General features: G+C 66.8%; 9 protein-coding genes. 4 read left to right on the top strand and 5 right to left on the bottom strand.

The window, feature by feature from the left end; genetic code table 11:
- Positions 1-73 precede the first annotated feature (73 nt).
- The 4 genes from cdhC (at position 74) to KSS94_RS01735 (ending at position 3,298) form a co-directional block, all read left to right on the top strand.
- Entirely contained in the window at positions 74-958 is an 885-nt protein-coding gene (cdhC, locus tag KSS94_RS01750; RefSeq protein WP_217841394.1) for a 3-dehydrocarnitine:acetyl-CoA trimethylamine transferase CdhC, read from the top strand.
- A gap of 192 nt (positions 959-1,150) precedes the next feature.
- Positions 1,151-2,116: an L-carnitine dehydrogenase gene (locus tag KSS94_RS01745; protein WP_217841393.1), complete on the top strand. Its 966-nt coding sequence runs from the start codon at positions 1,151-1,153 to the stop codon at positions 2,114-2,116.
- Between the two features lie 10 nt (positions 2,117-2,126).
- Positions 2,127-2,597, top strand: coding sequence for a thioesterase family protein (locus tag KSS94_RS01740; RefSeq protein WP_217841392.1), 471 nt, complete (start codon positions 2,127-2,129; stop codon positions 2,595-2,597).
- 443 nt (positions 2,598-3,040) lie between these two features.
- Positions 3,041-3,298, top strand: coding sequence for a hypothetical protein (locus KSS94_RS01735; RefSeq protein WP_217841391.1), 258 nt, complete (start codon positions 3,041-3,043; stop codon positions 3,296-3,298).
- Positions 3,299-3,373: 75 nt separating this feature from the next.
- On the opposite strand, the gene KSS94_RS01730 is transcribed toward KSS94_RS01735, so the two are convergent.
- From KSS94_RS01730 to KSS94_RS01710, 5 genes are all read right to left on the bottom strand, one after another.
- A complete protein-coding gene (locus tag KSS94_RS01730) occupies positions 3,374-5,041 on the bottom strand; it encodes an ABC transporter ATP-binding protein/permease (protein WP_217841390.1) in 1,668 nt (555 codons plus the stop codon).
- A complete protein-coding gene (locus KSS94_RS01725) occupies positions 5,038-7,824 on the bottom strand; it encodes a M16 family metallopeptidase (RefSeq protein ID WP_217841389.1) in 2,787 nt (928 codons plus the stop codon). The genes KSS94_RS01730 and KSS94_RS01725 overlap by 4 nt, the downstream gene beginning before the upstream one ends.
- 31 nt (positions 7,825-7,855) lie before the next feature.
- Entirely contained in the window at positions 7,856-10,690 is a 2,835-nt protein-coding gene (locus KSS94_RS27325; protein WP_217841388.1) for a TonB-dependent receptor, read from the bottom strand.
- Between the two features lie 275 nt (positions 10,691-10,965).
- Positions 10,966-11,925 (bottom strand): FecR family protein, encoded by a 960-nt coding sequence (locus tag KSS94_RS01715; protein ID WP_217841387.1) that lies wholly within the window; start codon positions 11,923-11,925, stop codon positions 10,966-10,968.
- Positions 11,926-12,013: 88 nt separating this feature from the next.
- A complete protein-coding gene (locus KSS94_RS01710; RefSeq protein WP_437179989.1) occupies positions 12,014-12,529 on the bottom strand; it encodes a sigma-70 family RNA polymerase sigma factor in 516 nt (171 codons plus the stop codon).
- Between the last annotated feature and the right edge of the window lie 125 nt (positions 12,530-12,654).

Here is a 12,654-nt window from a genome sequence, read left to right as displayed (position 1 = left end):
CGCTACGCGCCCCTTTCGCGACACAAGGCCGCTCCTACACGCGATAGGGCCAGACCTGCAAAAAGGAACCCCCATGAACCACGACGTCATCATCACCTGCGCCCTCACCGGCGCCGGCGACACGGTCGCCAAGAGCCACCTGGTCCCGGTCACTCCAAAACAGATCGCCGAGGCCGCAGTAGAGGCCGCCAAGGCCGGTGCCACGGTGGTCCACTGCCACGTTCGCGACCCGCAGACCGGCCGTTTCAGCCGTGACGTGGCGCTGTACCGCGAGGTGATGGAGCGCATCCGCGAGGCCGATGTGGACATCATCGTCAACCTCACCGCCGGCATGGGCGGCGACCTGGAGATCGGCCCGGGCGAAACGCCCATGGAATTCGGCGCCGGCACCGACCTGATCGGCCCGCTGGAACGCCTGGCCCACGTAGAGGCGCTGCTGCCGGAAATCTGCACCCTGGACTGCGGCACCCTCAACTTCGGCGACGGCAATGCCATCTATGTTTCCACCCCGGCGCAACTGCGCGCCGGCGCCAAGCGCATTACCGAGCTGGGGGTAAAGGCGGAGCTTGAGATCTTCGACACCGGCCACCTGTGGTTCGCCAAGCAGATGATCAAGGAAGGCCTGCTGCACGACCCGCTGTTCCAGCTGTGCCTGGGAATCCCCTGGGGCGCGCCGGCCGACACCACCACCATGAAGGCCATGGTCGACAACCTGCCGGCCGACGTGACCTGGGCCGGCTTCGGCATCGGCCGCATGCAGATGCCCATGGCCGCCCAGGCCGTGCTGCTGGGCGGCAACGTGCGGGTGGGGCTGGAGGACAACCTGTACCTGGACCGCGGCGTGCTGGCCAGCAACGGCCAATTGGTGGAGCGCGCGGCAGAAATCATCACCCGCATGGGCGGGCGCGTGCTGAGCCCGGCCGAGGGCCGGGAAAAGATGAACCTAAAGCGCCGCTGACCCCTGTGGCTGCACCACTCCAGGCCTAGGGGATGCCTCTGTGGGAGCGGCCTTGTGTCGCGATGGGCTGCGCAGCAGCCCCGACGATGGTGCAAGAGGTCGAGATCTCAGGGCTGCTGCGCAGCCCATCGCGACACAAGGCCGCTCCCACAGGATCTGCGTAAACCCGAACACACCTAGCGAGAATCCGACATGCCTTTCATCACCGACATCAAAACCTTCGCTGCCCTGGGCAGCGGCGTCATCGGTAGCGGCTGGGTCGCCCGCGCCTTGGCCCACGGCCTGGACGTGGTGGCCTGGGACCCGGCCCCCGGCGCCGAAGCCGCCCTGCGCAAGCGCATCAATAATGCCTGGCCGGCCCTGCAAAAGCAGGGCCTGGCCCCCGGCGCCTCGCCAGAGCGCCTGAGCTTCGTCGCCACCATCGAAGAGTGCGTGCGCAACGCCGACTTCATCCAGGAAAGCGCCCCTGAACGGCTTGAGCTCAAACTCGAGCTGCACGCAAAGATCAGCGCCGCCGCCAAGCCAGACGCGATCATCGGCTCCAGCACCTCGGGCCTTCTGCCCAGCGAATTCTACGAGTCGGCCAGCCACCCCGAACGCTGCGTGGTCGGCCACCCGTTCAACCCGGTGTACCTGTTGCCGCTGGTGGAAATCGTCGGCGGCAAGCACACCAGCCCCGAAGCCATCGAAGCCGCGAAAACCATCTACACCGCCTTAGGGATGCGCCCGCTGCACGTGCGCAAGGAAGTGCCCGGGTTCATTGCCGACCGCCTGCTCGAAGCGCTGTGGCGCGAGGCCCTGCACCTGGTCAATGACGGCGTGGCCAGCACCGGCGAAATCGATGACGCGATCCGCTTCGGCGCCGGCCTGCGCTGGTCGTTCATGGGCACCTTCCTCACCTACACCCTGGCCGGCGGCGATGCCGGCATGCGCCACTTCATGGCCCAGTTCGGCCCGGCGCTGAAACTGCCCTGGACCTACCTGCCCGCGCCGGAGCTGACCGACAAGCTGATCGACGATGTGGTCGAGGGTACTGCCGAGCAACTGGGCGAGCGCAGCATCGCCGCGCTGGAGCGTTACCGCGACGACACCTTGCTGGCGGTGCTGGAGGCGGTGAAAACCAGCAAGGCCAGCCACGGCATGGCCTTCGGCGACTGAGGAGATTGCGATGCCCGCACTGATCACTTACCAAACCCGGGTCAACCAGGACTGGGTCGACTACAACGGCCACCTGCGCGATGCCTACTACCTGCTGATTTTCAGCTACGCCACCGATGCGCTGATGGAACGCATCGGCCTGGACGCCGACACCCGCGGGCAAAGCGGGCATTCGCTGTTCACCCTGGAGGCGCACATCAACTACCTGCACGAGGTGAAGCTCGATACCCAGGTGTGGGTGCAGACGCAGATCATCGGTTTCGACAAGAAGCGCCTGCACCTGTACCACAGCCTGCACCGGGAAGGGTTTGACGAAGCGCTGGCGGCCAGCGAGCAGATGCTGCTGCATGTGGACCTGGCGGGGCCGAAGTCGGCGCCATTCGGGGAGCGCAGTGTCGGGGTGCTGCTGGAGCTGGTAGAGGGGCAGCGAGATCTGCCTGGGGCCGCGTTCGCAGGCCGGGTGATCGCCCTGCCTGGATAGCCGGAACACACCATCGCGGGGCAAGTCGCATCGGCGCACCGCCACTCCCACATGGATTGCATAAACCTCAGACCAGCGCTGCACCTGTAGGAGCCGGCTTGCCGGCGATGGGGCCGGTTCAGGCAGCACACGACAGTTGCTCCCACGCAGATCAGCGTGGGAGCGGGCTTGCCCCGCGATGGCGTTTGCAGGCAAAAAATAACCCCGCAAAGCCGTGAGCTTGCGGGGCCAAGAGCGAGCAACATCCACTGTGCGAGAAGTGAGGGTGACCAAACCCTCGGGTGCCGTGAATGGCCCCAGTGTGCTGGCTCGCTCATGATCCGATTTAGCCGTAAACGACCTGTTCTTAGCCAAAGCAGCCATCGCGACAATCTGTCCTTGCCGGGCTGTCGCAAGCGACACAGAATCGGTCGCAAACAACAGCGACAAAAGAGGCAACAGCCATGATGCATGCGGATCTGATCGACCAGGACGACCTGCTGGGCCACCTGCGCGCCCGGGGCTTCGACATCCCCGCCGGGGCCAGCGCCGAGCAGGCCTGCGAAGTGGTGGTGCGCGGCCTGACCGAACCCAATGCCAAGGCGCTCAAGGGCATGGTCGAGCAGATGTACACCGGCAGCGCGACCATTTTGCCGGCCGTGCGCCAGGCCATCGACAAGCAGTTGCTGCCGGCGTTGGCGCAGTTCAGCCAGCGCGCCTGACCAAGCGCCTCTGCTGTAACCTCTTCGCGGTGGCTCGTCGGAATGCCGAACCACCGCGATGAGGCCTGCCCTGCCCTACGCAGGCTCGGCTTGTTTCTCCAGCTCAATGGTCTGCTCAAACAGAGCCGCCAGCCCTTCCTGATGGGTCACCCCCACCACCGTGCACCCCGGCAACTCGCGCCGCAGCATCTGCAACAGGGCTCTCGCACTGCCCATGTCCAGCTGGCTGGTCGCTTCGTCCAGGTACAGCGTATCGGGCCGGTACAACAGGGCCCGCGCCAGGCTCAAGCGCTGCTGCTCGCCACCTGACAGCACCCGCTCCCACTCCGCCTGCCTGTCCAACTGGCCAATCAACTCGCCCAGGCCCACCTTGCCCAGCACATCGACCAGTTGCACATCGTCCATCGACGCGACCTGTGGATAAGCCAGCAACGCGCGCAGGCTCATGTGCGCCAGGTAAGGCTTTTGCGGCAGCAGCAGGCTGCGCCCGCCGGGCAGTTGCCAGTCGCCCAGGCAATACGGCCACAGGCCCTGCAAGGTGCGCAGCAGGGTCGACTTGCCCAGCCCGCTGCGCCCTGCCAGGCGCAGCCACTGGCCAGGCTGCGCCTGCAGGTGCACATCGCCCAGCAGCACGCTGCCATCGGGCCGGCACAGGGTCAGGCCTTGAGCGCACAGGCATTCGCCGCGGGGCGCTTCGCTGGCACTGCGGCGGCTGGCGGCGATGGCCTGCTCGAACTGCTCGAGCCGCTCCAGCGCCGCGCTCCAGCGCACCAGCTTGTTGTAAAGCTTGATGAACCAGCTCAGCGAGTCGTGCACGGCATTGAAGGCGCTGCGGATCTGCATCAGCCCGCCCAGGGTGATGGCCTTGGCCATGAACGCCGGCAGCGCCGCGAACACCGGGATGATCAGGCTCAGGCGCTGGTAAGCGACGGTGAACAGCCCCAGGTCCCGCTCGCGGCCCATCAGCTGGCGCCAGTTCTCGGCGATGGCGGCGAAGCGCTGCGCCAGTTGCTGGCGCTCCACGGCCTCGCCGCGGTACAGGGCGATTTGTTCGGCGTGGTCGCGCTTGCGTAAAAGGCTTGCGCGAAAATCCGCCTCGCGGTGCTCGCGCTCGTAGTTCAGGCGGTGCAGCGGCTTGCCGATCAGGTGGGTCAGCACGCTACCAAACAAGGTGTAGGCCAGCACGATCCACACCAGGTAGCCGTGCACGGTGTAGCTATCGCCGAACAGCTCGAAGGTCTGCACCCCAGAGAGGTTCCACAGAATCACCACGAAGGCGCCGACCTGGGCCAGGTTGATCACCAAGGAGGCCACCAGTTCGATGGACAAATCGACCATGATGTCGACGTCCTGGGCAATCCGCTGGTCGGGGTTGTCCGGCTCGCCGTTGAGCCCCAGGCGGTAGAACGCCTGGTCGGCCAGCCAGGCATCGGTCAGGCGCCCGGTCATCGCCTGGCGCCAGCGCAGCACCAGGCCTTTGCGGATGTAGTCGAGGAACACGATGATCAGCACGTAGGCCGCCAGGTACAGCGTGTACTCCCCCACCAGCCCGTACAGCGCGTGGGTGTCGAACGCGGTGAGGGTGTCGTAGAAGGTCTTGCTCCAGCTGTTGATCAGCACGTTGATCTGTACCACCAGCAGGCCCAGGCCGATCACCGCGGCGAGCATCAGCCAGGCCCGCCACTGGCTGCGATCACGCCAGAACGGCAGGCACAGGCGATAGAAAGTGCGCAGCGTGTTCAACGGGCTTGCTCCAGGGCGCTGGCCGACGGCAGCAGGCGCAGTTGCACCTGGTTGGCGCGGGGGAACAGTTGCCTGGCCTGCTGCTGCAGCTCGGCCAGGGTCAGCGCTTCGGGCAACTGCGCCTGGGTGTGCAGGTAGCGTGGGTCTTGCCAGCGGCGCTCGCTGAGCACCAGGCGCTTGAACTGGGTCTGGGCGTCATCACGGCGCTTGGCTTCCTGGCGCAGCAGCTCGCGGCGCTCGTGCTGCACCCATTGCTCATCGACGTTCAGGCTGGCCAGGGTGCGCTGGGCCATGGCCCAGAGCTCATCCACCCGCGCCGGGTCGCAGGTGAAGCTCAGGCTGCTTTCGACGCGTTGGGTGTCGGGGTTCAGCTCGCTGTCGAAGCGCAGGCGGTACACCCCCGAGGCCTCGCCGCGCAGCTGGGCCTTCAGGCGCTGGTTGGCCAGGTCGCGCAGCACCGCCACGCGCACGGCGGCCTCTGGGCTCCAGGGCTGGTCGTGGTAGCTGCTGGCTTGCAGCACCGCGCGCGGCTCCAGGGCGATGGCCAGGTCTTCACGGCGCTGGCCGGGTTGCTGCAGGGCCGCAAGGCCGGCCAGCGGGGCAGCGCGCCGGGGAATGGTCGCCAGCAGGCTGCGCACCAGCGGCTTGAGCTGTTCAGCGGGCAGATCGCCCATCAGGTAGTAGGTCACTGGTGCGCCGACCAGTTGCTGCCAGTCGCTGTTCAACTGCTGGGCCGTCAGCGCCTCGACCGCCTCGGCGCTGGGCGCCTGCCAGTGATCGGCGCCGTACTTGAGCTGGCGCTGCATGGTTTCCTGACGGCTGCGCAGATCATCCGGGCGGCTGCGCAGGCGCTGCAGCAGCTCGTCGCGGGACTCGGCGAACAGCGCAGGTTCAATGGTCGCCACCTGGCTGACCCGGTAGCTCTGCAGCAGCGCCTGGATTTGCTCAGGCGGCGCGGCCAGGCTCAGTTGCAGGCGCTGCGGTTGATGCTCGAGGCCAAGGTTGGCCTGCTTGGCCTGGCGCCAGTTGGCCAGGGCTTGCGTGGCCATGCCGACGGTGCCGCTGCGCACCGCCAGTTGCGCGGCCATCTGCACCCGCCACACCGGCACGCCGTCCAGCCGGTAGCCGGCGGCCGACTCGGCCTGCAACTGCACCTTGCCCTCCGGGCCTGGGCGCTTGAGCCACACCAGACGGTCGCCGTTGCTCAGTTGCCAGTGCTCGACCTGCTGCTCGGCGAACGTCTTGCGCCCGACGATGGCCGCAGAGGCCGGTGGCTCAGGCAGCTTGACCGGCGTGACCGGCGCCGCGAGCGGTGCCTTGCGCAGCGGCGCGGTCAGCCCGTGGGCGGCCAGCATGGCCTGCTGCGCCTGGACCTCTGCCACGCTCGGCAGGGTCAGCGGCGAAGTGCCCGGGGCGCTGATCTGCAGCACCCGGTCCGGGCTGTTCAGCCACAGCAGCAGGCGCGCATTGAGGTCGTTCAGACCCACCCTGCGCAGCACCTTCTGGTAACGCCGGCCAACGGCCGCGCGCTCGCTCACCGGGCGGTCCTGCACGGCGGCGTTGTTCAACTGCTCGACCCATTGCTCGAAGGTGCGTGGCGTCTGGTTGTTGACGGTCTTGGTGGCCAGCTTGGCGATGGCGGTCCGTTCGCGCTTGACGTCGGCAGGGCTAAAGCCATGCTGGCGCAGCCGTTCGATCTCGGTCAGCAGGCCCTGCAGGGCTTGCCCGTGGGCCTCGCCATCGACGCCAGCAGCAATGCCCAGCACGGTGGAGTGCTCACCGATCAGGGTCTTCTGCGCGGTCAGGCTGCGCACCCCGCTGGCGTGGGGCTGACGGCGCAGGGTATCGACCAGCGCGCTCAGGGTCATGCGGTCGATCAGCTTTTCGCGCAGGGCGGCATAGGAGGTGCCGCGGCTGTCGGGCTCGTGCAGGCGAAAGAGCAGCGCCACCTGGTTGCTGCCCGATTGCGGGTCTTGCAGGCGGAAGATCTTCAGCTGGTCGTCCAGGGGCAGCTCGCGCTGCTCGCGGCTGGGCACCTCACCGGCCTTGGCTGCGCCGAAAGCCTGTTCGATCTGTGCCTTGAGCTGCTGCGGGTCGAAGTCGCCCACAGCCGAAATCACCATGTTGTTGGGCAGGTACCAGCGCGACTGGAAGGCCTTGAGGCTTTCCAGGCTGGCCGAGCGGATCGCCGCCTCGTTGCCGATGGTGCGATGCCCCGGGTAGGCCGAGCCTGCCCGCTGCGAGGCGGTGCGCTGTTCGTTCATGCGCTGGGCCACGCCCAGGCCGCCGCGCCATTCTTCGATGACGATGGGGCGCTCGCGCTCGAGGTCGTCGGCCGTGTAGTCGCGGGCGAAGGCCAGGTCGGCAAGCGCCTGCAAGGCTTGCGGCGCCTGGCGCACGCCGGCCGGCGGGCCGATCAGGTACTGGGTGCGCTCGTAGTTGGTCACCGCGTTGAAGTTGCGCCCTTGCACCCAGCCCAGCGCGGTCATGCGCTCGCGCAGCTTCTGCTGGCCACCGGCGCGGCTGTGGAAGGTCAGGTGCTCGACCATGTGCGCCACGCCGACCTGGTCGTCGGTTTCGTCCACGGAGCCGGCCTTGACCGTCAGGCGCAGGTCCAGGCGGCCGGGCTGCGAGGTTTCGCGCACCAGGCGATAAGCCAGGCCGTTGGCCAGTTGGCCGTGGACCACCTGGGGGTCCCAGGGCAGTGCGGTGTCGGCTTCGGGGATCGAGGCGCAGGCGCCGAGCAGCAGCGGGCCGAGCAGCCCCGCAATGAGTTTTTTCATCAGGGTATCCACGGTTCTTGGAGGGGGCGGGTCAGAAGCGGTAGCCGACTTCGAGCCAGTACTGGCGGCCGGTCTCATAGCGCACGTTGGCGCTGCTGCCGGCGCTGATGGTTTCGTTGATCTTGTCGGTGACGTTCTTCACATCGACGCCGACGAACAGCGCCTGGTCCTTGCCGGTGGGCAGCTCCCAGTCCACGCGCATGTCCCAGGTGGCAGCGCCACCCACCTGCGCGGCTTCGTACACCGCCAGCGATTCGCCGTTGTCATCGATCTCCTTGCCGGTGTCGATGATCTGCTTGTACGGCCCGCGGTAGCGCAGGAAGTTGCTCCAGGTGATGTTCCACTGCGGGATCTCGGTGATCGAGGTCATGCGCAGGGTCCAGGGGCGGTTGAAGTTGTCGGGCGGCAGTTGCAGGTAGGAGATGCGCTTGCCGTCGTAGATCACGTCACTGTCGTTGTACTCGTCACGGTTGATGATCGAGTCGTAGCTGCGGTGCGAGTCTTCACTGCGCATCCAGCCAAAGGCCCATTGCAGGCTGGTGCGGGTGCCGGCCAGCTTCAGCTCGTCACGGGGGGTGATGGTCAGGGTGACGTTGTCGCTCTCGCTGCTGCCCTGGTTGGTATAGACGTAGTAGTTCGAGGTATAGCCGTCGACCACCGGCGCGCCGACCACGTTGCGGTAGGACTTGACCACCTTGTCGTGGCCGGCACGGTGCACGTACTTGAGGCTGAAGTCGGTGTTCAGCCACTGCTGGTTGAGGCCGACCATCCATTCATCGTCGTAAGGAATATCCAGCGAGGAAAAGCGCACCTCGCCGCTCACGGTCGACAGGTAGGTCCAGGGGCTGCTCTGCGAGGAACGGCGGTAGCGGCTGTTGAGCTGGTCGCGGCCATCGTCCAGGCGCATCTTGTACAGGTTGCGCCCGTAGTAGCGGTTGGCGCCGAACACCAGCACGGTGCTGCGGTCGCCGAAGAAGTCGTAGTCACCGGAAAAACGCGGCGCCAGGGTCTTCTTCTCCATGTAGTCATCGCCTTCGTAGCGCAGGCCCGGGCGCAGGCCGAGGTTGCCGAACTGCATGCTGTCCTGGATGTACAGCGCATAACGCTTCTCGTCCACCTCGATGCGGCCGGCGTGGTAGATATTTTGCGCGTTGGCCCACTGGCGGGTGTTGCTGCTGTTGTACAGCTTGCCCACCGAGCACAGCGGGTCAGTGCCGCAGTCGGTGCCGGTGTCACGGGCCAGGGTGGTGACGCTGCTGGCTTCGGTTTCGCGCTCCCAGCTGGCGCGGGTGTAGCCCAGCTGGATCCCGGTGTTGAAGGTGTGGCTGGCGCCGGCGAACTGGAAGGTCTGCCAGACGGCGTCGGCGGTGTAGTCCAGGCGCTTCTGCACCTGTTCGAGGTCGCCGTAGGAACCTTCGGCGCTGCGCGGCGTGGTCGCGGTGGTGACACCCCAGTTCTTCACGTCGGAGTAGTACCAGTTGATGAAGTCATCGGACTCGGCATCCCGCGAGCTGGAAAGCTCCGACACCGCCAGGTTGTGGGTCCAGGTGGCGGTATCGGCGATCCAGGTGGCCTTGAGCGAGCCCTGGGTGCCGCCATTGCTGGTGGTGAACTCGGAGTTCAGGGCGTTCTCGCGAAAGTACAGGTCTTCGCCGGGGGCATACAGCAACGAGGCGTCCAGGGTCAGGCGGTCGTTGACGTTCCAGTAGGTCTTGACCATGTAGTTGTCGAGGCTGCGGGTCTGGTCCTTTTCATTGTCGGCGTTGGGGTTGGTGTAGCCGTTGCTGTAGGCCTTCAGCGGGATCACAGAGCGCTTCTGCGAGAAGCTGAAAATGGCGCCGAAGTCGTCGGTGAAGTGGCCTTCGAGGGTGCCGCGCAGGGTGGTCTTCTCGAAGTCCGGCTGGAAATTCTCGTTGGAGGCGTTGTTGAAGTTGTCCTGATCGCCGTCGGCGATGTGGTAGCGGGTCCACTCCGAGCGGGTCATGGAGTAGGAGATGTTGCCGTGCATCTGCCGGGTCGGCCGGCGGGTGATGGCATCGACCACACCGCCGTTGAAGCCACCGTAGCTGGCCGGCACGTTGCTGTCGTAGACCCGCACTTCCTCGAGCAGGTTGGCGTCCAGGGCAATGCCGTGGGAGCGGCTGGGCGAGGAGTCGAACCGGCGCACGGCGTTGTAGTCGTGGGCGCCGGGGTCGAGGTCGTTGTTGATCGAGATGCCGTCGATCATGAAGTTGTTCTGGTAGTACTTGGCGCCGTTGATGCTGATGTCGGCCGGGGCGATCTCGCCGGGGGTGTTGGAGCTCTGCTGGCTGGTGCTGAACTGCACGCTGGGGTGCATCTGCAGCAGGGTGGTGATGTCGCCGTTGGCCCCGGGGAAGGCTTTGATGGCCCGGCTGCCGATCACCGTGGTGCCCATGTAGCTGTTTTCTTCGGTGTTGCCGAGCACCACGGTGTTGTGCAGCTCCAGGGCGCCCTCGCCGTCGCTGTGCAGCAGGCGGAAGGTGAAGGTGCCGGCGTCGTAGTCCCAGGTGATGCCGCTGCTCTGCAGCAAGCGCGACAGCGCCACTTCGCTACTCAGGTGGCCGCTGATGGCGGTGGACGCCAGGCCCTGCAGCAGGTCGGGGTCGACGCTGACCTGCAGGCCGCTCTGCTGGCCGAAGGTGATCAGGGCGGCGGCCAGGTCCTGGCTGGCAATGCTGAAGCTGTGCACCTCGGTCAGCAAGGCCTGCTCGGCATCGGTACGAGCCTGGGCGGCCGGCAGGGCCAGCACGCAGCATGCGGCGAGCACGCCAACCCCGGCAGCCTGCACCACGCGCAACGACCACTCACGCGCCTGGCGCGTCCTACGGCTTGTTGTTTCAGTCATCCCACATCCCCGCCCCGGACAGTCGCCGGGCTGCAAAATTGAATACGAATCGATATCAGTTGTTGCGCGCGGGGGAGAAGACGGGGCAGTTCAGCGGTTTTTCAGAAAATTGTGAAAAAAGTTTTGCGAGGGGCTGGATGCAGCCTTGTAGGAGCCGGCTTGCCGGCGATGAGGCCAGCAATGCCGTTACAAGGCCTACAGGTGTGTCGCCTGTACCGGCCCTATCGCCGGCAAGCCGGCTCCTACAGGTGATGGGGCCAGCAGTGGCGTTACTTTCAGGGCTTGCTCAACACCAGCAGCCACGGGCCATAGCTGCGCACCTCGCCGCCATGGGGGCGGATCACCGCGCGCAGGGCCGCCTCGGGCTTGCGCAGGTCGTACACCCCAGTCACCCGCTCGCGGCCCAGGGCGTCGTCGCGCAGCAACACCGTGCCCGGCAGGTGGCGCGCCAGTTCCTGCACCAGCTCGGCCACCGGCTGGTCGTTGGCGATCAGCTGGCCCTGGCGCCAGGCCGCCGCCTGGGACGGCACGAACAGGCTCACCTGGGCCTGGCCGTCCTGGTAGCGCAAGCGCTGGCCGGCGGTGAGCGCGGCGGCCAGCACCTTGGCGGCCTCTTCGACCCGCACCGAGCCATGCTGCACATCCACCCCTACCCTGCCCGGGCGCAGCTGCACATTGAACGCAGTGCCGGTGACGGTCACCTGCACGCCCTCGGCGCGCACGTGGAACGGCTTGCTCTTGTCGGGTTTCACCTCGAAGAACGCCTGCCCGGCCAACAGCCGCACGTCGCGGCGGTTGCCGAGGTAATCCACGGCGATGGCGGTGTCGCTGTCCAACTGCACCACGCTGCCGTCGGCCAGGGTGACGTCGCGGGTCTCGCCCTGGCCGGTGCGGTAGTCGGCCTGCAGGCGCAGGCTCAACGACGGTGCCACCGCCAGCATCAGGCAGGCGGCCACGGCGGCGCCCAGCCACCAGCGCCGCGGCACCTTGCGCCGCACCGGCAATTGCACCACCTCGGCGCTGGCCGGCCACTGTTCGCTTGTGGTCGGCGCCAACTGCCCGCTCAGGCGCCACAGGCGCTCGGCCTTGCGGTAGGCCTCGGCGTTTTCGGTGTCGCTGGCCAGCCACTGCTCGAACTGCTCGCGCAGGGGCATGTCACGGGGGGCCTGCTGCAGGCGCAGGAGCCAGTCCAGCGCCTGCTCGCGGCGGCTGGCGGTGAGGTCTGCTGACGTCATGTCCGGCAAGTCTCCTGGGGGCTCGGGGGCGCGAAGGGTCGCACAGAGTCGGCCCGTTGAGCAAAAGACGCGGCAGCTGCGGATTTTTTCACAGCTCGTCCTCCAACTGCGCCAGGCAGTGGGCCAGGGCATCGCGCACCAGCTGGTGCACCAGGCTGACCGACACCTCCAGGTGGTTGGCCACCTGCTGCAGGGTATGGCCACCGAGGCGGTGCATCTCGAAGGCTGTGCGGGTGCGCAGGGGCAGTTCCTCGAGGGCGCGGCTGATGGCGGCCAGTTCGCTCTGCTGGCTGACGGCCTGCTCGGGGGAAGCGGTGCTGGCGGGCAGTTCGGCGAGCAGCTCGTCGCCGCCTGGCTGGGCTTTTTCAGTGGCGGTGCGGCGGGTCTGGTCGAGGGCCAGGTTGCGCACGATGCGGTACAGGTAGCTGGCGGGGTGGCGGATATCGGCCTCGTCCGCCTGCCGGCTGAAGCGCAGCCAGGCTTCCTGGACCACATCCTCGGCGCGGGCGCGGCAGCCGACGATCGGCGCGGCGTAGTCCACCAGTGCCGGGCGGTGGGCCAGGTAGAGCTGCAGTTTGTCGTCCGCCACGGGGTGGTATGCCAAGGTGTTTCGGGGGCGGCGATGTTACCTGTAGTCGAGAATCATTATCAACAGTGATTTGACATGGAGCTGCACCGCGGTCCTGAAGCTTGCGCGATCCCTGTGGGAAGCGGCCTTGCCGGGGCGCC

Origin of the sequence: Pseudomonas fakonensis (assembly GCF_019139895.1) — a bacterium.
In the GTDB taxonomy this organism is placed as follows: Bacteria; Pseudomonadota; Gammaproteobacteria; order Pseudomonadales; family Pseudomonadaceae; genus Aquipseudomonas; species Aquipseudomonas fakonensis.
The sequence above is the reverse complement of the archived record's forward strand: the minus strand, read 5'-3'. Positions and strand labels throughout refer to the sequence as shown.